Raw genomic sequence first — 19,961 nt, forward strand, 5'->3', positions numbered from 1 at the left:
CTACTCGGTAAAATTAAATCCTCTTAAGAAATCGGCCAGTTGCATGCGCTTCTTCCCCTCCATCTGCAGGTCGTGTATGGCAAGGGCGCCATCTGCCGTTTGTACATGCAGGAACGTTTTATTGTCGGTTCTGATCTGCCCGGGGGCCAGGTCATAGGCGGCATCCGGGAGAACTTCCGTTTTAAAGATCTTGAAGGTCTTGTCCTGCAGGCGGGTCCAGGCGGCGGGGTAGGGGGAGAGGCCCCGGATAAAGTTGCGGATCTGTACGGCCGGCTGGTTCCAGTTAATCTGGCAAGTTTCCTTGTAGATTTTGGGCGCATGCTTCATCTCTCCGGTGTGCTGCTGTGGCTGTGGCTGCACCTGCCCCTGCTCAATGGCCTGCACTGTCCGGAGGGCGAGTTTGGCCCCCTCGTGCTTCAGCTTCTCATACACCGTCCCGAAATCGTCCTCCTCCAGCACAGGCACCCGCTCCTGGAACAGCAGATCGCCGGTATCTATTTCGTGTTTCAGGAAGAACGAGGTGACGCCAGTTTCCTTTTCGCCGTTAATAATGGCCCAGTTAATGGGAGCCGCGCCGCGGTACTGGGGCAGCAGCGAGCCATGAATGTTAAAAGTGCCCAGCTCCGGCATAGCCCACACCACCTCCGGCAGCATCCGGAAGGCCACGATGATCTGCAGGTTAGCACGGTAGCTCCGCAGCTCCTCCAGAAAATCCTCTGATTTAAGGTTCGTAGGTTGCAGCACCGGAATCTGTTGCGAAACGGCATACTCCTTCACCGGCGACTGCTGCAGCTTCTGACCACGGCCGGCCGGTTTATCGGGCGCTGTAATCACGGCTACTATCTTGTACTTGTTCTCAACTAATATTTGCAGAGTAGGTACGGCAAAATCGGGCGTACCCATAAACACGATGCGTAAGTCCTGGGGCATAGTTTTATTCAAAGTCTGGGTATAGTAAATAGCGTTTCCGCATGGTTTTGTATTTGGCCAGGTCTGCCTGCCAACTGGCTTCTATTTCGGCTTCGCTTTTACCTGCCTTAATCTGCTCCTGCAGCTTGGTGGTACCGGCAAGCTTATCGATAAAGTTTGAGGTCAGAAAGAACTTGTCCTGGTTTGTGGAGTTATGGTACATCTCCAGCAGGAAGGACAGGGTAAAGGGTTGTGCCTGCTCCGCACTGGTCAGGTCCAGGCCATAGCAGGTCTTGCCTTTGTGAGGCGGGTCCTGGGCACCAGGCATGGGTTTAGGCGTAAAAGAAAAGTCTTTGTTCTTGTAAAAGGGGCTGCCGATAACCTGAAATGGAGTGGAGGTGCCACGGCCCACACTCACGTTGGTGCCCTCAAACAGGCCCAATGATGGGTACAGCAGAATAGCCTGCGCATTGGGCAGGTTCGGCGATGGCCGCACCGGCAACTGGTAAGGCATTTTATGGTTGTAGTTGGCAACGGGAATAACCGTAAGCTGGCATTGCCGCTGCCCTCCCAGCCACTTTTCGCCGTTAATCATCTTGGCCAGCTCTCCTACCGTGAGTCCGTGCACGAGCGGAATCGGGTGCATGCCTACAAACGAGGTGGTTTCTTTCTTCAGCTCCAGCACCGGCCCGTCTACGTAGTGGCCGTTGGGGTTAGGGCGGTCCAGCACGAGCAGCGGTTTATTGTTCTCGGCACAGGCCTCCATCACGTAGTGCATGGTGCTGATGTAGGTGTAGAAGCGAACACCTACGTCCTGGATATCGAAAACAACCACATCTACGTTCTGTAGCTGCTCCGGCAGTGGCTTTTTGTTACTACCATACAGCGAGATAATCGGGAGGCCGGTTTTGGTGTCTTTGGCATCTTTTATATGAGCTCCTGCATCGGCTTCGCCCCGGAAACCATGTTCGGGGGCAAAAATGGTGGTGATCCTGATGCCGTGGCTCAGCAGCGTATCGACCAGGTGCGTTTTTCCGATAACGGAGGTCTGGTTTACCACCAGCCCCACGCGCTTGCCCTGCAGTAGCTTCAGGTAGCGGCCTGTTTGTGCAGCGCCGGTCTGCAGCGGCTTTGGCTGTGGTGTTTGCGGCTCCTCTGCCCGGGGCTGTTCGGTTTCGTTGCCAGTGCCGGTGCTGTCGGTGTCTTGCCTGGGGGAGCAGTTCGTGAGGCCAAGCAGGAGCGAAGAATAAAGTATAACAAGTAGCTGTATCATCGTAATAGGGAAGAAGTCAAATTTCATACCTATATTTAGACCATATTTGAATTTCGTTTTTGATAGCGGGAAGTGGTCAGAAAGGGGTCTGGCGAAACAGTTTTTGAGCCTCATAGCAGCGCTATGGGGCGATAAAAGTGTGAAGCCAGGTTCCTTTATGGACATTTCGCAGCGCAAAGGATGAATTTTAAATATGGTCAATGGCTGTATAAAACAAGGTGCGTGAACATTTCCAAATACATATCCGATAAAATATCAGAAGTACAGGCCGGCTCTTTTACGTCGTCGGTCACAAAAATAGCAATTATAAGCATAGCCGCAGGCATCGCCATCATGATTGTGTCGTTTGCCATTCTGGAGGGTTTCCGGAACGAGATCCGGGCCAAGATTTTCAGCTTCGGGGCGCACCTGCAGATCAGCAAGTATGATACGAACAATTCTTATGAAGGGGCACCTATCAGCATTTACACCGGCATAAACTCCACCGACGATATTGCGGGTATTGCAGGCATTCAGGCATTTGCCCGGAAAACCGCCATCATAAAAACCGAAAACGAAGTGCTGGGAGTGGTGCTGAAGGGGGTAGATAAGAACTACAACCTGCAATCGATGAGGCAGAACCTGGAGGAAGGTCAGTTGGTTTCGTTTACGGATACAGCTTCTTCTAAAGACGTGATGCTAAGCCGGCGCATCGCCAGCAAACTCGACCTGAAGGTGGGTGATGAGGCCATTTTCTACTTTATCCAGAACCCGCCCCGCGCCCGAAAGCTGAAGGTGAGCGGCATTTTCAACACGGGTCTGGAAGAATTCGACGAAGTGTTTGTGATCGGGGACCTGCAGCTGGTGCGGGAGCTGAACAACTGGCCCGACACGCTGGTAGGTGGCGTTGAGATCATGCTCAAAGACTTCGACCAGATAGACCCGATCGCCAACCAGGTGTTTGACCAGATGAACTACGACCTGCAGCTCGAGAAGATTACCGACCGGCACGCACAGCTTTTCGATTGGCTGCAGCTCCTGCGCAAAAACGTGATTATCTTCCTGATCCTGATTATTTTTGTGGCGACCTTCAACATGGTATCCACGGTGTTTATCATGATCATAGAGCGCATCAACATGATCGGCGTGCTCAAAGCTGTAGGAGCCACCGATGCGCAGATCAGGCAGGTATTCTACTTCAGAGGGCTGAAGCTGACGCTGAAGGGCTTGTTGTGGGGCAATGTAATCGGGCTGGGCTTTTGTGTGCTGCAATACTACTTTAAAATTATTCCCCTCGACCCCGAGAACTACTACATGAACACAGTGCCTATCAGCTGGAATTTCAGTGTCATCATTATTCTGAACGTGCTCACCCTGGTGCTCACCATGCTCGCCATCCTGATACCGGCCGCCATGGTCGCCCGCATTAAACCGGTAAAAGCCATTAAGTTTGATTAACAAGGGCAGGCATGCTCAAGGTTGTTTAGGCCTCAGGAGGGGCTTTTTCATTCAAATAATTGCTGATTAGTAAATGGTTGATTTGAAGATCTGGAGGTGTAAAAAGTGGGAATGAATTCTTCGGGCTTTTAAAGAACAATCAACTCATACCTCTTATCTCTTAACTTTAGAAAGGTCCTGTGTCCATTTCAGCAGCTGAAAGCGCTGTAGGGCCTTTTTCATTGGAATAATTACCCGTAACTAAGCCAGGAAGGAGGTAAGGTGATTCAACGTTCAGCTTACTTAAAGCAGGTGGCGGCACTGCAGGATCAGGTTTGGGTCGGGGCAGAGGGTACGGTATTTTTCTTTCTCGCCGCTAGTGGCTACGCCTGGAAAGTCGCCGGAATAGCCTTGCATGCTGCTGATAAGCTGGAAGTGAAGGTGCGGGGGCCAGTCGCCGTTTTCGGGAAAGGGGCCAACTTCAGCTATTTTTTCGCCCCCGGCAAATGGCTTGCCGGGGTACAGGCCGTTAAGGGAACTGCGGCTCAGGTGGCCGTAGAGGGAATAAAAAGCCGCGCCATCCAGCTCGTGCTGCAGGATAATGGTGGGGCCATAGTCGCCAAAGTTTGCGTTATCCTGAAAGCTGTGCACTACAGCGGCAAGTGGAGCGTAAACAGCTGCCCCGACCTCCAGCCAGATGTCTACGCCGAGGTGCAGGTTGCGGCTTTCGGCTGCTACATCAAAATGGTGGCTGCGGCTATAGATAAACCTGTCTTCGAGGTAGCCGCCAATGCCAACGGATACCCGCTTTTGTAGCAGCATCTGTTGCACGACTTCGTTAAAGGCTTGGATGTTGCGCAGGTCTACGCGCTGCAACGCTTGGTTGGCAGCTGTAAAATCCAGGCGGCACACGTCATCGCTGTTCAGATCTGTATCCAGTACCTGACAAAAGGCAGCACGATGCCGCCTTAGTACAGAACTGAGGTCCACGAAATATTCCATAATAAATGAGGCAGGCGGATGGGAAGCCGCCTGTTGCGGAATCAGCTTACTTCTTCTACCGCTTTAACCTCTTCAAATGCTTTGGTTAGTGTCTTAAGGCTCTTGGTTTTGCCAAAAAGCTCCTCCGACTTTTTGCTGTAAGCCAGCGCCGCCTCCTGCAGCGTCTCGAAAGTGCCCAGGTTGATGCGTTGCTTGTTATAGTGGATAATGGCGCGATATTTCTGTGCTTCTTTGTGCACACCACGTACGCCCAGCTTGTTTTCGGTTTTGGAGGTATTGCGAACAATTTTGCAGAGGGGTGCCCACTCCAGGTTGTCGCGGCGGCAATCGAGCTTGTTCCCGTTCTTGAAATGCACGTAGAGCCTGATGTTGCTCTCCTGTTTTTCGAGGAGCTGCTCCCCGATCAGTTTGTGCAGGTAGATGGTTTCGTTGCGGTATTTCCCGTTTTTCAGGGGCCAGTTCTTCTGAAAGAAAGCATAGCCGTTGGAGTGGATGCGTAAGTGCTTCAGGAATTCAATTTGCTGCAGATAAGCATTGTTTTGTATGTACTCGTAAGTGGTGTCATCTACCATTACGGTTTTTTCACAGTTTTTGAGTGTTAGTTTATAAAGCATCAGTAATTAATGGTTGAGGGTATTGAACGGAATATAATAGGCGTAAAACCGAACTCGGTAACTTATACTGAGATATGAAAATTTGCGCCGTAAAAATGCGAATATTTTTTATATCTCCATGCCGTACTTTCAGATAGATTCTGAATGTACGTGGGAACATCGGCAAAAGTTAATTTATTTTCTGCTATATAAGATCCTATTATATAATCGTAACTTTCGACCTTAAATTGTGTTAATATGCTAGAAAATTATTTAGCTTAAATTTTAAATATAATGAGTAGCCCTTATCGTACTCTGAAAATAGCAGATATTACCCGCGAAACTTCAGATGCTGTTACTATACATCTGGAACATGTTGATAAACAATTGGTTGTATATAAGCCTGGCCAGTTTATTACCCTGATCCTGACTCTAAATGGTAAAGAAGTGCGTCGTTCGTATTCTCTTTGCAGTACGCCTCACGAAGGTGCCAGATTGTCTTTAACCGTGAAACGTGTGCCCGGTGGCGTCGTGTCCAACTACCTGATAGATAAGGCGCAGACAGGGCAGGAAGTAAAGGTGCTGGACCCGCTGGGCAAATTCTGTTTTACACCTCAGCCCGAAAGCAGGCGACAGCTCTTGCTGTTTGGCGCGGGCAGTGGCATTACTCCCCTCATGTCTATCCTGAAGGCGGCGCTGCAGGAGGAGCCAGGTAGCCTGGTAACCTTGTTGTACGGCAACCGCAACGAAGATAACGTAATTTTTAAACAACAGCTACAACAGTTGCAGGCAAAATTTTCTGACCGTTTGCACATCGAGTATATTTATAGTCAGCCACTTGGGCCCTGTCAGCATTGTGCCGCCAGGCGGGAGGAGTCACCTGCCAGAAAAGCCTCAGGCATTCTTGGTTTCCTGAAGCGGGCCGTGCAGGGTAGAGCGCAGCAGGTTTGTGAGCACCATGGGCGCATGAATAAAAGCAGCGTGCTTAAAATTCTGGAACGTCTGCAACTTACCAAACCTGCCAATGCCTTATACTACATGTGTGGGCCGGCTGGCATGATGGAAGAAGTGCAGCAGGCGCTTAAGCTCCTCAAGGTGCCGACAGACCGTATTTTCAGGGAGAGTTTTGTAAGCGAAAAACTGGCAAGCCAAACCAAGGCACCGCCTGGCGCCGTAGATACAGACAGTGGTACTGCAGCGATAATAACACAAACCGTTACTTTGATTTACGAAGGCGCCGAGTACAGGGTGGAGGTGCAGCCGGACCAGACCATACTAGAGGCTGCTCTGGCCCAGGATATTGACATGCCCTATTCTTGCCAGGCCGGCCTTTGTACTGCCTGCCGGGGCAAGTGCCTGCAGGGAAAAGTGCACATGGATGAGCGGGAAGGCCTTTCTGACGCAGAACTCGAGGAGGGCTATGTGCTGAATTGTGTCGGCCACCCGCTAACAAAAGACGTAATTATAGAAATTGGGTAATTTAATTATCAATTATAAGAATAAGGAGCTAACTGAGATTTGAAGGTTTCTATTTTTTTTGTACTTTGTGAAGTACTGCTTATATTAATAGCCATACAGCGAAAAAACCTATGCAAACTACGGACCCTACCAATATTAGTACTAAAATTCTGAAGCGGAAACCCCGGCTCTATCTTTCCGAAAGCTTTTCAGTGGACAACTGGAATGCCATAGAGCCTTATTTTACAGAACTGGTTAGCCGTGACATAGATAGTGTTGAAGCGCTCGAAAAGTGGATGAGCGACCGCAGCGAACTGGAGAGCGTACTGACGGAGGACCTGGGCTGGCGTTACATCCGCATGACCTGCGATACCCGCAACGAGGAAGTAACCAAGGCGTTTCAATATTTTGTGTCAGAGATTGAGCCAAAGGTGGCCCCTTTTGATCATCAACTGAATCAGAAACTCATGAGCTCTCCTTATGTAAAGGAGCTCGACCAGGAACAGTACCGTATTTTCTTGCGGGGCGTGAACAAAGCCCTGGAGATTTTCCGGGAAGAAAACATTCCGCTCCAGACCGACATCAGCACCAAGCAGCAGCAGTATGCCGCCATTACCGGCAGCATGACCGTAACACTGGATGGCGAGGAACTTACCCTGCAGCGCGCCGCCGATCGCCTGAAACAGAACAACCGGGAGGTGCGGGAGGAAGCATGGCGGTCCATACAAAACCGCCGCATGCAGGACCGCCAGAAACTAGACGACCTGTTCGACGAGTTGCTGCGACTGCGCGACCAGGTAGCCCGCAATGCCGGATTCCCAAACTTCAGGGATTACATGTTTGCGGCCATGGGGCGCTTTGACTACACGCCGCAGGACTGCTTCGACTTTCACGAGTCTGTAAAAGAAACCATTGTGCCGCTGCTTACCACGCAGGACCAGGAACGTAAACAGAAGCTTGGTCTGGCAGAGCTGCGGCCCTGGGATCTGGATGTGGACCCATCCGGAAGCGCACCGCTCGAACCGTTTAAATCGGGGGATGAGCTGCTGGATAAAACCATTCAGGTGTTTTACAAACTAGACACCTACCTGGGCGACTGCCTGGCTACCATGCGCGAAATGGGGCACCTGGACCTGGAGTCGCGAAAAGGCAAAGCGCCTGGCGGCTACAACTACCCGCTCGACGAGATAGGAGTGCCTTTTATATTTATGAACGCCACCTCCAGCCTGCGCGATGTGATAACCATCCTGCATGAGGGCGGTCACGCCGTGCATTCCTTCCTGACCCGGGGCCTTAGGCTAAATGCCTTCAAGCATCCGCCAAGTGAGGTGGCAGAGCTGGCCTCTATGTCCATGGAGCTTATTTCTATGGATTACTGGGACACCTTTTTTGAAAAGGAAGATGAACTGCGCCGCGCCAAAAAAACACACCTCGGAACGGTACTCGAAACGTTCCCCTGGGTGTCAACCGTCGATAAGTTTCAGCATTGGCTCTACGAAAACCCGCAACATACCCAGGAGGAGCGCCATCAGCAGTGGGTCAGCATATTCGAAACCTATAACCACCTGGAAGTAGGCTGGCAGGGGCTGGAGCAGTACAAACCATTTATCTGGCAAAAGCAGCTGCATATTTACGAGGTGCCTTTTTATTACATAGAGTATGCCATGGCACAGCTTGGCGCCATTGCCGTCTGGAAAAACTTTAAGCAGAATCCGCAGGAAGGGCTCGCCGCTTACAAACGTGCCCTCAGCCTCGGCTACACCGTGTCGATTGCTGAAGTGTATGAAGCAGCCGGCATCAAGTTCGACTTCAGCACGGTTTATATCCAAAGCCTCGCCGATTTTGTGCGGGAAGAAATGGAGAAGCTTTAACAGGAGTCGCAGAACTTTCTCTCGAATTTTAAAGCAGAAAAGCCAGTAGCGAAAGCTACTGGCTTTTCTGCTTTAATTCTGCTGATGCAGCCGCTACAATTATTCTAATCAAAAAGCCCCTCCAGAGGCTCTGCTGCTGCTTTGAAAAAGACACAAGACACATGACTTTTACTTCCTCGCTGGGCGTAGCCGGAAACTACATCCAGCATCTGTTTTTTTATATGCCTGCACTGGCCATTCATCTCCACATCAAATAATCAGCACTTTAACCCGCTGCTTAGTTACAGTATTTCCTGATATAGGTATCTACGTCTTTCAGGCCAAGGCTTTTAGCTATGTTCCAGTCGGCGCAGGCGCCGGCTTTGTCGCCGAGGTTATATTTAGGGGCGCCCCTGTTATAATACGCTTCCGCATAGTCCTGCTTTAGCAGCACCGCTTTGGTATAATCTTCTATCGCGCCACTGTAATCTTTCAGGCCATAGCGGGCGAGCCCGCGGTTGTTGTAAGATCTGGCATCTTTGGGGTTTCGCTCAAGGGCTTTGTTATAATCCAGTAGGGCGCCTCTGTAATCTTTTAGATTGTATTTGGTGAGACCGCGGCTTGTGAGGGCAGGCAGGTGATTCGGCTTTAACTTCAGGGCCTGGTTATAATCCTCGATGGCATGGCGGTATTGCTGCACACGGTCCCTGGCTATGCCCCGGTTGGTAAGGGTTACCACATGCTCCGGCTCCTGCTTCAGCACTTCAGTATAGGCTTTTATGGCACCGGCAAAGTCGCCTTCCTTAAACTTCTGGTTGGCGCTGTTGAAATATTCTGTGGCGGTGCTTTGCGAAAAAACAGAAAAAGAGATAAACGAACTGAGCAGCAACAGAAAAAGATTTTTCATAAGAAAAGACAACTTGTTGTATTTACGATGTAAATTTCAGCATAACAGCCGTAAGGACAAAGGTTTTTCTATGGTATGGCGCTTTATCCGGGCGGTTGTGCAGGCACCAAGCAGAAATAGTGCTAAAAATGGCCAGGCTGCGGAAGCTAAAAGCGGTTTTGCGTTATTGGGATTATCGTTTAATTTTGCTCAATCACTTATATAAAAGACATTATGGCATCAAAATACGATTTAGTAGTTATTGGTAGTGGTCCTGGTGGGTATGTGGCGGCTATCCGCGCCTCGCAGCTAGGTTTGAAAGTAGCCGTTATCGAGCGCGAGTCGCTGGGGGGCATCTGCCTGAACTGGGGCTGTATTCCTACCAAGGCCTTGCTGAAAAGCGCAAACGTATTCGAATACATTACCCATGCCGCTGACTACGGCATCAGCATAGGCGAAGCCTCTGTTGATTTTGGCGCAGTCATTAAGCGCAGCCGTGGTGTGGCCGAAGGCATGAGCAAAGGTATTCAGTTCCTGTTCCGCAAAAACAAGATCGATGCGATTATGGGAACCGGCAAGCTAGCCGGTAAAGGAAAAATAGAAGTTACCAACGCAGAAGGTAAAAAAGAAATAGTGGAAGCCGGTAATATCATACTGGCAACCGGTGCGCGCTCCCGAGAGCTGCCAAACCTGCCGATTGACGGCAAAAAAATTATCGGCTACCGCCAGGCCATGGCGCTGGAGAAACAGCCTAAGTCTATGATCGTGGTTGGCTCAGGAGCCATAGGCGTAGAGTTTGCCTACTTCTACAACAGCATCGGTACGAAGGTAACAGTAGTGGAGTATCTGCCGAACATTGTGCCGGTAGAAGACGAGGAAGTATCGAAGCAACTGGAGAAATCCTTTAAAAAAGCGGGCATTGCGGTAATGACCAATGCCAGCGTAGAGTCGGTAGATACCAGCGGCGAGGTTTGCAAAGCCAAAGTAAAAACAGCCAAAGGCGAAGAGACGCTGGAAGCGGAGATTGTGCTGTCGGCAGTAGGTATCCAGACGAACCTGGAGAACCTGGGCCTGGAAGAGCTGGGCATTAAAACGGACAAAGGCCGTGTGCTGGTCGACGATTTTTACAAAACCAATGTAGACGGCATTTACGCTATCGGCGACATTGTGCCTGGCCCTGCACTGGCGCACGTGGCATCTGCCGAGGGCATTATCTGCGTAGAGAAAATTGCCGGCCTTAAGCCGGAGCCTCTCAACTACAACAACATACCTGGCTGCACTTACTGCTCTCCTGAGGTAGCCTCGGTGGGGCTTACCGAGAAAGCTGCCCGTGACCAGGGGCTTGAGATTAAAATAGGCAAATTCCCGTTCTCTGCATCTGGTAAGGCAAGTGCCGCTGGTGCCAAAGACGGATTTGTGAAAGTGATATTCGATGCCAAGTATGGCGAGTTCCTGGGCGCGCACATGATCGGCGCCAATGTAACCGAAATGATTGCCGAGGTTGTGGTTGCCCGCAAGCTGGAAACTACCGGCCATGAGATCATCAAATCAGTACACCCGCACCCAACCATGAGCGAAGCCATTATGGAAGCGGCAGCGGCTGCCTACGACGAAGTGATCCACCTGTAGGATGTAGCGGTCACACAAGCAAAAAGCGGCGGGAAGATTTCTTTCTGCCGCTTTTTGTTTAAATGAAAAATGGATTTTCGCTGGTCCGTATTAAAACCACTCACTTCAACCGCACCTGTGTAAAACTCTCCTCTTCCAGAAATCGGCCCAGTGTCAAAAAAGATGGTTTCCAATACTTTGCTTTTCTGAGGCGTTCGCTGAGGAAAATATTCTGTCTGTTAACTTAATTTCAACCCAGACGCCTCCGGGTAATGCAGCACATACGTATAAATACTTTAGCGAATATTTATTTTTATGAACTTAAAGTTATAAATTACCCGTTATTGTAATGCATGTGCCGTGATTTTTACCAGAAGATTTTACTTTTCCTTTTGGGCTGTTCCTGCCATTTCCCCCAATCAATCTTAATAAAACTATGAGTCAAAAAGGCAAAATAAAATTTGTTAGCAAAGACAAGAGCCTGTTCTTCCCCACCTTACGAAAACGCGTAGACGCTTATTTTGAGGAGAACAATCTCTCCCGCAATGCAAACAATTCCATGATTATAAAAAGCGCAGTGCTTTTGCTGTGTTATATAGTGCCGTTTATCCTGCTGCTGGCCCTGCAGCCGTCGTTAGGCGTGAGCCTGATGCTTTGGTTTGTAATGGGGTTGGGTGTGGCTGGCATTGGTATGAGTATTATGCACGATGCCAATCACGGTGCCTACTCTAGCAGCAAGGCCGTAAACGCGGGCATGGGCTACACACTCAACCTGGTGGGCGGCTCCGCTTTTAACTGGAAACTGCAGCACAACATTCTGCACCACACCTACACCAACGTGGTGGAGATGGACGAGGACATTCAGGACAGGCTGGTGCTGCGCTTCTCGCCGCATACCAAGGTTAAGTTTTACCATAAGCTGCAGTGGGTTTACGCCTTCTTTTTTTACGGCCTGCTGACCTTGTATTGGGTAGTTGCCAAAGATTTTGTGCAGTACGCGCTTTTTAAAAGAAATGGGGTAAATGCCAATACAAAGGCACAAAACAGGGTGTTCCTGTTTAAGCTGATTTATACAAAGGCGATTTACTTTTTTATAGTGCTGGCCGTACCGGTTTTGTTTTTCAATATTCCGCTGGCAGAGGTGCTACTCGGGTTCTTTGTGATGCACTTTGTGGCAGGCATCGTGCTTACGGTGGTCTTCCAGTTGGCGCATACGGTAGAGGGCACCACGCATCCGCGGCCCACGGAGGATGGTATTATAGAAAATGACTGGGCCATTCACCAGATGAACACCACGGTTAATTTTGCAAGAAAAAGCAAGTTTATCTCCTGGTATGTGGGCGGGCTTAACTTTCAGATAGAGCACCACCTGTTCCCGAGGGTGTGCCATGTGCACTACCCCGCCATTGCCCCGATCGTACAGCAAACAGCCGAAGAGTTTGGCATACCCTACCTGGAGAATGAAACCTTCGGGCGGGCGGTTCGCTCACACATAGCCACGCTCCACCGCTTTGGCAAACTGCCAGCCTGGAACGAGGCCATCGGCTAAGCTCAAAGATACAGTCCTGAACAAAGGAGCCCTGCATTACGGGCGTGTCCTAGGAGCAATTATTTGAATGAAAAGGCCTTCCGGAGGCTTGTTCAGGACAGAAGACACAGGACTCTTTATGAGTGAAAAGTTAAGATTCAACTTGTGTTTTCCTGTTCATCTTCAAATTTCCTCATCAACAATCAGCAACAACCAATCAGCAACCAACACCAAATTATTCAAATGAAAATGCCCTTCCGGAGGTGTTTTTAGCTGCACAAGTCCGGGGCCCTGATACGCAGTCTGGTTATTTTCCGGGCACCTCGGCAGCGCCGAGAAATGCTGATCTTCCACCGACTTTATAGTGCCCGAATAGGAAGCCGCAGACTGGCCGGATGTTTGGCCAAGTTGTTTTGTTAGGAAATGAATGTTATTTGCGCTACCTTTGTTGCCACAATTATTAGAGTTAGATTAGATACTATGCCTTTTGTACAATATCTCTCAACTCTTCGCTCTTAAGTCATAAACCAGAACTTTACTGCTGGTTTAAAGGTTGATGAAAGTATAAGTGAGTGTATACTTCTTGTCAACGCCAAACACAGGTAAGACTGACAAGCACGTTCACATCTATCACTTTAACTGATCCGCATAAAAAGAAGCAGGGTCAGCACGCATCAAGAAAAACCATTACATGACATTTGAGAAATTAAATTTAATAGAGCCGATCTTAAGAGCTCTGCAAACAGAAGGTTATACACAACCAACTCCCATTCAGGCACAAGCCATCCCTTACATACTGGAGCAAAGAGACATTTTGGGTTGCGCCCAGACAGGCACCGGCAAAACGGCTGCTTTCTCTATCCCGATTCTGCAGTTACTGCATAGCCAGCCGCAGCAAAACGGGCCCAGAAAAATAAGATCCCTGATCCTGACTCCCACTCGTGAACTGGCCATACAAATCGGCGACAGCTTATTAGCCTACGGCAAGCACACCGGACTGAAGAGCACCGTCATATTTGGTGGCGTTCCACAACGTCCGCAGACCGACGCGCTACGGGCTGGCATTGATATACTGGTTGCCACACCAGGCCGCTTACTCGACCTGATGGCGCAGAAGTATGTGCAGCTGCAACACGTGCAGCTTTTCGTGCTCGACGAAGCCGACCGCATGCTGGACATGGGCTTTGTGAATGACGTAAAGAAAGTGCTGAAGGTGCTTCCTGAGAAAAAACAATCGCTGTTCTTCTCGGCCACCATGGCCCCTGAAATCACGAAGCTGGCCGATACCATTCTGGTAAACCCTGCCAAGGTGGAGGTTACGCCTGTGTCGTCTACGGCCAACACGATTAAGCAGTCAGTGTATTACGTGAAGAAGGGAGATAAGAAGAACCTGTTGATTCACCTGCTGAAGGATGGCGAAATAGACCGGGCGCTGGTATTTACACGCACCAAGCACGGAGCAGACCGCGTGGCCAAAGACATGAGCAAAGCAGGCATACAGGCCGAGGCAATTCACGGCAACAAGTCGCAGAACGCCCGCGTGCGTGCCCTCAACAACTTTAAGAGCAGCTCCACCAGGGTACTGGTAGCAACTGATATTGCAGCCCGCGGCATTGACGTGGACGACCTGAGCCATGTGATCAACTTTGAGCTCCCCAATGAGCCGGAGACCTATGTGCACCGCATTGGCCGCACAGGCCGCGCCGGAGCCAGCGGTACAGCCCTTTCGTTTTGCGATGCCGAGGAGACGTCGTACCTGGTAAGCATTCAGAAACTTATTTCGAAGGCTGTTCCGGTAATCGACAACCACCCTTACCCCATGACAGCCAAAGACTTTGCCGAGGCGGCCAGTACCGTGAAGCAGCAAAAGCAGCGCGGTGGCGGCGGAGGCCGAAGACCAGCGAATGCCGGAAGCGGCAGAAGGGAAGGCGCAGCAGCGGGATCGCCCAGGCCGGCAGGTAACAATGCAGGCGGCAACAGACGCTGGGATAACAAGCCAAGAACGAGGCAAGCGTAAGCTGCTCGTACAAGAATAAAAAAAACTCCTGCCGGTATAGTACTGGCAGGAGTTTTTTTTATTTAAAAGGGAACCCTATCTTTAGCAGGAATTATAGGGAAAGAACAATTTTACACCATATATGGCCTGTGTTTGCACTTATAATCAATAAATGTTATTTTGTTAAAATAAAGGCCCTGAAGTGATGCAGGATGATAAAATAGCGGTAAATATAAGTGCTGAAAATTAAATACTGCAAATGCCCTTACTAAATAAAAGAGCCAAAACTAGTAAGTTTGAGAGAGTGGTATTAAGTTTGCAGCCTGTTTTTTTACTATTACTGTTTAAAGTGTAGCGGGCCTGGTCAAAATTGCCATAGCTACAAATCAAATTAAAAATTATCATGAAAGATATCATCATTTCACCTTGCACCAAAGGAGATCTGCCCGATCTGATCAATATAGCTATTACCTCTTACAACGAGCATTACACCTATCTGTGGCACGATGGCGGCATGCAATATGTAAAACAGCATTTTAATTATCATACCATCCTGCGCGAGTGGACTGACCCTAAATCAGCCTTTTTTATGCTCTATTACCAGGGCAACCTGGTAGGTTTCCTGAAACTCATAAACGATAAGGTGCTGAAGGGGTACAACCAAGAGGAATGCCTGGAGCTGGAGCGGGTCTATATTATAAGGGCTGTTTCCGGTTCAGGGATAGGTGCTGAGGCGGTCAGGTTTACGCTGGATTATGCCCGCCAACAAGGTAAGCGTATTGTCTGGCTTAAAGCCATGGATAGCAGCCCGGAAGTAATTCAGTTTTATGAGCGGTCCGGTTTCAGGAAATGTGCTACCTTTGTGCAGGATACACCAGAGATGAAAGAAGAGTTTCGGGGCATGCACGTCATGAAGCACGTTCTCTCCGAAGCGGGTGTCTCTGAATATACTGTTACAGCATCTGCAAATCAGGAAGAAGTAAGCCTTGCATAATAAACTGGATATCATCATTATCGGGGCCGGGCCTATCGGGCTGGCCGCTGGCATCGAAGCCAAACGAAAAGGTCTTCGCTATGTGATCCTGGACAAGGGTTGTCTGGTGAACTCTATTTTCAACTACCCCCTCAACATGACCTTTTTCTCCACGGCCGACCGGCTGGAGATAGGCGGGATTCCGTTTACGTCGGTGAACGCAAAGCCCAGGCGGGCAGAGGCGCTGGAGTATTACCGCAGAGTAGCCGAAGCAGAGCAGCTTCATGTTAACCTTTTTGAGGAGGTAACGGGCGTGGTAACCCAGGAAAACGGCGACTACCAGGTGCTTACCAGCAAGGGTGCCTACACCACCGTGCATATTATTGTAGCCATTGGCTTTTATGGCATTCCTAACCTGCTGCACGTGCCGGGCGAGGAACTGCCTAAAGTAAGGCATTATTATTTCGACCCGCATTATTTCTACAAGCAAAAGGTGCTGGTGGTGGGTGCCAACAACTCCTCGGCCGACGTGGCGCTGGAAACCTGGCGCAAGGGAGCGGAAGTAACCATGGTGGTGCGCGAGCCTACCCTGGGCCGCATAAAATACTGGACAAAGCCCGATCTGGAAAACCGCATCGAAGAAGGCTCCATAAAAGCGTATTTCCAGGCTGGCATAACCGAGATTCGGGAGCATGAGGTTGATATTGAGACGCTGGACGGGATTGTAACGATCAAGAACGATTTTGTAATGGCCATGACCGGCTATCAGCCCGATTTCTCGTTCCTGGAAAAAATAGGCGTGCAGCTCACCAACGACTATAAGCGCTACCCACTTTATAACCGCGAGACCATGGAGACGAACATGAAGAATGTTTTTCTGGCCGGCGTAATCTGCGGTGGCATGGATACACATGTCTGGTTTATTGAAAACTCACGCGAGCACGCTACTCTTATTGTAGACCACATTGCAGCAAAAGAAACGGCCGGCGCTTAGCAAAATATTTTCTGCCACAAATCAGGAAAAGCTTCTGAGGAAAAAACTTCCCGGAAGCTTTTTTCTTTTATGATGCCGCTACCGATTATTTGAATGAAAAGCCCCCTCCGGAACTTTCAGCTGCTGCTGAAATGGACACAGGGCTCTCCTGATGTTAAGAGTTATGAGTTGAGTATTGATTATTTTTTAAAAATCTGAAGAATTTATTTCCAAATTTTCACATCTCCAAATCATCAAATCAAAAATCGCCCGTTTAACAATTAGACCATGTAACAATCAGCAACCAGCAATTATTTGAATGGAAAGCCCCCTCCGGAGGCGCAGGCCCTGCTGCAGCTGATGATCAACAGCTGAAATTCAGGGGGTATAAACAGGAGGCGCCCGAGGCAATAGCGAAGGCATAGCCGTTACACCATCTTCAGATATAATATTGGCAGTATAGTCTTTTGGTGAGATCGCCCTGTCCGGAACGTTGTAGGTTAGGAAGCTAATTTGCCGCCTTATAGCATTTTAGGGCAGGTTGTTGATAAAGGAGGTGCCCTGGTTCACTTCTGCAGCCAGTTGCCGGATGGTGGTTTTCTGGAACACCTCGCGCAGCAGGTCCCGGGCTGCCTTAAATTTATGATGCATAGGGCAGGGGTGGGTCTCAGAGCATTGGTTCAGGCCCAGGCCGCATTCCCGGAACACAGCCATGCCGTCTATTGCGTTTACGATATGGATGGCTGGCTGCTCCAGTTGGTAGTCTTCAACGAAAAAGCCGCCATAAGGGCCTTTTAGTGAGGTGATGATGCGGTGCTTGTTCAGGATCTGCAGTATTTTTGCTGTAAATGCTTCTGGCGCGTCTACCTCTCTTGCAATCTCCTTCACATTTAGTTTAATACCGGGTCCCGCTTTGGAGGCCACAAAAACGGTGGCCCTAATGCCATATTTACATGCTTTAGAGATCATCTTATTTGTTTGCCTGTTTCCTGTTGCTTACAGCCAGCCTCTGTCAGGTCAGAAATGAAATTATTTAAATAAAAACTGCCCTCCGAAGGCTTTTTCTAAGACACAGGACTTTTCTTAAGTTAGGACTTAAAAACCAGGCAAAGATTTACGTTTCCCTGCTCATCTTCAAATCTTCAAATTCCCAGATCTTCCACTTAAGAAAATGCACAAGTACCTATCAGTATAGGCATCCTGGTACTGCCACTTAGCTTTTGTTTCTCACCCAGAACTCATCCGGGAAGTCGTCTGGGAGGGGATTGCTATGGGAGGCCTCCAGCGCGGCGCCAATACGGATGAGTTCCTGCTGATCGAGCACTTGCTCCAGATGCGGAAAGAGCTCTCTCTCTTCGTAGCGGATATGCCGGTCTACTGTGTCTGCCAGCTGGTGGAGCTGCTCGGGGGTGGGGGCGGTGGCAGGAGCGGTTATCTGGCTTATGAGCAACCGTATGTCGGTGTGCTGCTGCAAGGCCTCCTGGCACATGGCATCCTGCACCTTCAGGAACAGGTGCTCTTCCTCCTCGGCAAAGTGCTGCTCCAGGTGGTTGCTCCAGAAATACGCCACATAAGCTTTTATCCGGGCAGTGTCGGTGTCCTTTCTCAGGCCCTGCCTTATTTTCCAGCAGAACAGCAGGCCGGTATGATGCTCCCGCGATAGCACCACAATATGCGGACTTCTTTTAATCGGTTTCTTTTCCATAAAACGTAGGGTGAGGAATGGTGAGGTGAGCGGGTTGCTAAAAAACGATGAAAGCTTTGAAATCTTCAGAGGCAGCTACACTGTGCGGTTCCCGGGCTGGGATGTGCAGCGTATCGCCGGAAGCCAGCACAGTGTCGCCACTCTTAAAGGTAATGTTCGCCTGACCCTGCTCCACCATGATAAAGGCATCTGACGTGACGAAATGACGCGGCATGACCTCGCCGGAGGCTAACACAAGCTTTAGCACCTTGTAGGACGGGTTGCCATATATTTCCTTCATTTCCATATAATTCTTAATTTTTTAAGAAGCTTTTATTTTCAGCGGTCTGCCTTTACCAGTTTTAGCCTGGCAAGCTGTTTACACAAGCGCCATAATATCTTTGTCTCTGGCGTTTTCAATCCGCTCTTCGAACGTGGTGGCCATTACCACTGCCTTATTCTTGGCCTCCTCTGCCACTGATCCTTCAAAGAAAGTATCAATGGTAGCATGTAGGAGATGCAGCCACCTCTCAATATGCTCTTTACTTATCAGCTCGGTGGCATGTTTGGCAAACGGGTTGCCTGAGTATCCTTTTTCCCCGAACAGGGCGGCATTCCAGAAGGAATACATTTTCTCCAGGTGCGTTACCCAGTAGGTGTTTAGTTCGTAAAGAAAAATGGGGGCCAGCAACTCGTCATTACGCACGAGCCTGTAAAACTCATTTACCATCAGTTTTATGTCCTCCAGTTCGGTTATATCTGGTTTCGTTACCATGTCATTCAGCTTTTTTTAGTCCTTCTAATGCCGTGTTCTTTGAGCACACGTTGCTTAGTTTCTATACGTAGTACATCCATTGAAGGTATAGCACAAATGTATAAACTAAAAACAAAAAAGACAAAGCGGTCTTAAATATAATTTTAACAAGTTTACAACTTGAGCCGCTATTTTATGAATTATATTGTTGATTTTGCAAGAAAATTACCGTTTTAAAATATATATTGTAAATATTAATAAAAAAATATACATCGCTTATAATAAGACACACCATGAGAATAGCCATTGTAGGAGCCAGCGGCCATATAGGCTCCCATATTACCAAAGAAGCTTTGAGCAGAGGGCATCAGGTGACGGCCATTGTGCGCAAACCAGAGAACCTGACCATCGAGAACGAGAGCCTGGTGGTAACCCAGGGCGACTTGTTGCAGCCCGAACAAATTGCCACGATCATTAAGGGGCACAACGCGGTAGTGGTGGCCTATAGCCCGGGCTGGGGACCAGGCACAAAGTACAACCTGCATGTGCAGGCAGCCAGGGACGCTATCATGGCTGCCAAAAAGGCTGGGGTTAAACGACTGATCAATGTGGGGGGCGCCGGAAGTTTATACGCAGCACCTGGGCTGCAGCTCGTAGATGGCCCTGCGTTCCCGGCCGACTGGCGCGAAGGAGCCTCTGCCCAGCGCGACTCGCTGGAGGTGTACAGGCAGGAGAAAGACCTGGACTGGACCTTCTTCAGCCCCGCCATCATGATAGGCCCCGGAGAGCGCACCGGCAAGTTCAGGATAGGCACCGAGAACCCTGTTACCGACGAAAAAGGAGAGAGCTCCATTTCGTACGATGATTATGCCGTGGCGCTGCTGGACGAACTGGAGAACCCCCGGTTTATCCGGCAACGCTTTACGGTAGGGTACTGACGCCGCTTATTTCCTGTAGCCACACATGGCGCAGGAGCCGGAACAGCAAAAGCTCCGGAGGGTTGTTTTCATTCAAATAATCGGGCAATACGCTACTCTGCTGATGGCCTTGCGGCTGAG

18 protein-coding genes are annotated in these 19,961 nt (G+C 49.6%); 9 read left to right on the top strand and 9 right to left on the bottom strand.

What is annotated here, in order from left to right; all coding sequences use genetic code 11:
* A complete protein-coding gene (gene fmt / locus FJM74_RS14225; protein WP_187263290.1) occupies positions 1–930 on the bottom strand; it encodes a methionyl-tRNA formyltransferase in 930 nt (309 codons plus the stop codon).
* Between the two features lie 4 nt (positions 931–934).
* Complete coding sequence (locus FJM74_RS14230) at positions 935–2,182, bottom strand: exo-beta-N-acetylmuramidase NamZ family protein (RefSeq protein ID WP_187263291.1); 1,248 nt, start codon at positions 2,180–2,182, stop codon at positions 935–937.
* 222 nt (positions 2,183–2,404) lie between these two features.
* Between FJM74_RS14230 and FJM74_RS14235 the strand changes: the two genes are divergently transcribed.
* The gene (locus FJM74_RS14235; RefSeq protein ID WP_187263292.1) at positions 2,405–3,619 is read left to right on the top strand and encodes an ABC transporter permease; all 1,215 of its coding nucleotides are present in this window, start codon (positions 2,405–2,407) and stop codon (positions 3,617–3,619) included.
* Positions 3,620–3,901: 282 nt separating this feature from the next.
* On the opposite strand, the gene FJM74_RS14240 is transcribed toward FJM74_RS14235, so the two are convergent.
* Entirely contained in the window at positions 3,902–4,600 is a 699-nt protein-coding gene (locus FJM74_RS14240) for a peptidoglycan DD-metalloendopeptidase family protein (RefSeq protein ID WP_187263293.1), read from the bottom strand.
* 41 nt (positions 4,601–4,641) lie between these two features.
* Positions 4,642–5,214 carry an HNH endonuclease gene (locus FJM74_RS14245; protein ID WP_241739172.1) on the bottom strand — a complete coding sequence of 191 codons (573 nt, stop codon included), beginning with the start codon at positions 5,212–5,214 and terminating at the stop codon, positions 4,642–4,644.
* 273 nt (positions 5,215–5,487) lie between these two features.
* Here FJM74_RS14245 and FJM74_RS14250 point away from each other — a divergent pair, with 273 nt between their 5' ends.
* The gene (locus FJM74_RS14250) at positions 5,488–6,672 is read left to right on the top strand and encodes a ferredoxin--NADP reductase (protein WP_187263294.1); all 1,185 of its coding nucleotides are present in this window, start codon (positions 5,488–5,490) and stop codon (positions 6,670–6,672) included.
* Between the two features lie 110 nt (positions 6,673–6,782).
* Positions 6,783–8,522, top strand: coding sequence for a M3 family oligoendopeptidase (locus FJM74_RS14255; RefSeq protein ID WP_187263295.1), 1,740 nt, complete (start codon positions 6,783–6,785; stop codon positions 8,520–8,522).
* 277 nt (positions 8,523–8,799) lie between these two features.
* On the opposite strand, the gene FJM74_RS14260 is transcribed toward FJM74_RS14255, so the two are convergent.
* Positions 8,800–9,408, bottom strand: coding sequence for a tetratricopeptide repeat protein (locus tag FJM74_RS14260; protein ID WP_187263296.1), 609 nt, complete (start codon positions 9,406–9,408; stop codon positions 8,800–8,802).
* A 213-nt stretch (positions 9,409–9,621) separates the two neighbouring features.
* Between FJM74_RS14260 and lpdA the strand changes: the two genes are divergently transcribed.
* The 5 genes from lpdA to FJM74_RS14285 all read left to right on the top strand — a co-directional run bounded on the left by lpdA (position 9,622) and on the right by FJM74_RS14285 (position 16,486).
* Positions 9,622–11,016, top strand: coding sequence for a dihydrolipoyl dehydrogenase (lpdA, locus tag FJM74_RS14265; protein ID WP_187263297.1), 1,395 nt, complete (start codon positions 9,622–9,624; stop codon positions 11,014–11,016).
* Between the two features lie 415 nt (positions 11,017–11,431).
* Positions 11,432–12,544 (top strand): fatty acid desaturase family protein, encoded by a 1,113-nt coding sequence (locus tag FJM74_RS14270; RefSeq protein ID WP_187263298.1) that lies wholly within the window; start codon positions 11,432–11,434, stop codon positions 12,542–12,544.
* Between the two features lie 670 nt (positions 12,545–13,214).
* The gene (locus FJM74_RS14275) at positions 13,215–14,540 is read left to right on the top strand and encodes a DEAD/DEAH box helicase (protein WP_187263299.1); all 1,326 of its coding nucleotides are present in this window, start codon (positions 13,215–13,217) and stop codon (positions 14,538–14,540) included.
* Positions 14,541–14,922: 382 nt separating this feature from the next.
* Positions 14,923–15,513 carry a GNAT family N-acetyltransferase gene (locus FJM74_RS14280; protein ID WP_187263300.1) on the top strand — a complete coding sequence of 197 codons (591 nt, stop codon included), beginning with the start codon at positions 14,923–14,925 and terminating at the stop codon, positions 15,511–15,513.
* Positions 15,506–16,486, top strand: coding sequence for a YpdA family putative bacillithiol disulfide reductase (locus tag FJM74_RS14285; protein ID WP_187263301.1), 981 nt, complete (start codon positions 15,506–15,508; stop codon positions 16,484–16,486). Before FJM74_RS14280 ends, FJM74_RS14285 begins: the two co-directional genes overlap by 8 nt.
* Positions 16,487–16,996: 510 nt before the next feature.
* On the opposite strand, the gene FJM74_RS14290 is transcribed toward FJM74_RS14285, so the two are convergent.
* The 4 genes from FJM74_RS14290 to FJM74_RS14305 form a co-directional block, all read right to left on the bottom strand.
* Complete coding sequence (locus FJM74_RS14290) at positions 16,997–17,434, bottom strand: RrF2 family transcriptional regulator (RefSeq protein WP_187263302.1); 438 nt, start codon at positions 17,432–17,434, stop codon at positions 16,997–16,999.
* A gap of 244 nt (positions 17,435–17,678) precedes the next feature.
* Complete coding sequence (locus tag FJM74_RS14295; RefSeq protein WP_194350013.1) at positions 17,679–18,170, bottom strand: hemerythrin domain-containing protein; 492 nt, start codon at positions 18,168–18,170, stop codon at positions 17,679–17,681.
* A gap of 37 nt (positions 18,171–18,207) precedes the next feature.
* On the bottom strand, positions 18,208–18,450 hold the full coding sequence (locus FJM74_RS14300; protein WP_241739174.1) for a cupin domain-containing protein: 243 nt from the start codon (positions 18,448–18,450) through the stop codon (positions 18,208–18,210).
* A 78-nt stretch (positions 18,451–18,528) separates the two neighbouring features.
* Positions 18,529–18,924 (bottom strand): group III truncated hemoglobin, encoded by a 396-nt coding sequence (locus FJM74_RS14305; RefSeq protein WP_187263304.1) that lies wholly within the window; start codon positions 18,922–18,924, stop codon positions 18,529–18,531.
* A gap of 272 nt (positions 18,925–19,196) precedes the next feature.
* On the opposite strand from FJM74_RS14305, the gene FJM74_RS14310 reads away from it, so the two are divergent.
* Positions 19,197–19,841 carry an NAD(P)-dependent oxidoreductase gene (locus FJM74_RS14310; RefSeq protein WP_187263305.1) on the top strand — a complete coding sequence of 215 codons (645 nt, stop codon included), beginning with the start codon at positions 19,197–19,199 and terminating at the stop codon, positions 19,839–19,841.
* The last annotated feature ends 120 nt before the right edge of the window (positions 19,842–19,961 follow it).

It is taken from the genome of Pontibacter beigongshangensis, from assembly GCF_014332515.1.
In the GTDB taxonomy this organism is placed as follows: domain Bacteria; phylum Bacteroidota; class Bacteroidia; order Cytophagales; family Hymenobacteraceae; genus Pontibacter; species Pontibacter beigongshangensis.

Excerpts from the sequence above, each read along its gene's own strand:
- fmt (WP_187263290.1), bottom strand. The coding sequence starts at position 930 with ATGCCCCAGGACTTACGCATCGTGTTTATGGGTACGCCCGATTTTGCC.
- FJM74_RS14230 (WP_187263291.1), bottom strand. The coding sequence starts at position 2,182 with ATGATACAGCTACTTGTTATACTTTATTCTTCGCTCCTGCTTGGCCTC.
- FJM74_RS14240 (WP_187263293.1), bottom strand. The coding sequence starts at position 4,600 with ATGGAATATTTCGTGGACCTCAGTTCTGTACTAAGGCGGCATCGTGCT.
- FJM74_RS14245 (WP_241739172.1), bottom strand. The coding sequence starts at position 5,214 with ATGCTTTATAAACTAACACTCAAAAACTGTGAAAAAACCGTAATGGTA.
- FJM74_RS14250 (WP_187263294.1), top strand. The coding sequence starts at position 5,488 with ATGAGTAGCCCTTATCGTACTCTGAAAATAGCAGATATTACCCGCGAA.
- FJM74_RS14255 (WP_187263295.1), top strand. The coding sequence starts at position 6,783 with ATGCAAACTACGGACCCTACCAATATTAGTACTAAAATTCTGAAGCGG.
- FJM74_RS14260 (WP_187263296.1), bottom strand. The coding sequence starts at position 9,408 with ATGAAAAATCTTTTTCTGTTGCTGCTCAGTTCGTTTATCTCTTTTTCT.
- lpdA (WP_187263297.1), top strand. The coding sequence starts at position 9,622 with ATGGCATCAAAATACGATTTAGTAGTTATTGGTAGTGGTCCTGGTGGG.
- FJM74_RS14270 (WP_187263298.1), top strand. The coding sequence starts at position 11,432 with ATGAGTCAAAAAGGCAAAATAAAATTTGTTAGCAAAGACAAGAGCCTG.
- FJM74_RS14275 (WP_187263299.1), top strand. The coding sequence starts at position 13,215 with ATGACATTTGAGAAATTAAATTTAATAGAGCCGATCTTAAGAGCTCTG.
- FJM74_RS14280 (WP_187263300.1), top strand. The coding sequence starts at position 14,923 with ATGAAAGATATCATCATTTCACCTTGCACCAAAGGAGATCTGCCCGAT.
- FJM74_RS14290 (WP_187263302.1), bottom strand. The coding sequence starts at position 17,434 with ATGATCTCTAAAGCATGTAAATATGGCATTAGGGCCACCGTTTTTGTG.
- FJM74_RS14295 (WP_194350013.1), bottom strand. The coding sequence starts at position 18,170 with ATGGAAAAGAAACCGATTAAAAGAAGTCCGCATATTGTGGTGCTATCG.
- FJM74_RS14300 (WP_241739174.1), bottom strand. The coding sequence starts at position 18,450 with ATGAAGGAAATATATGGCAACCCGTCCTACAAGGTGCTAAAGCTTGTG.
- FJM74_RS14305 (WP_187263304.1), bottom strand. The coding sequence starts at position 18,924 with ATGGTAACGAAACCAGATATAACCGAACTGGAGGACATAAAACTGATG.
- FJM74_RS14310 (WP_187263305.1), top strand. The coding sequence starts at position 19,197 with ATGAGAATAGCCATTGTAGGAGCCAGCGGCCATATAGGCTCCCATATT.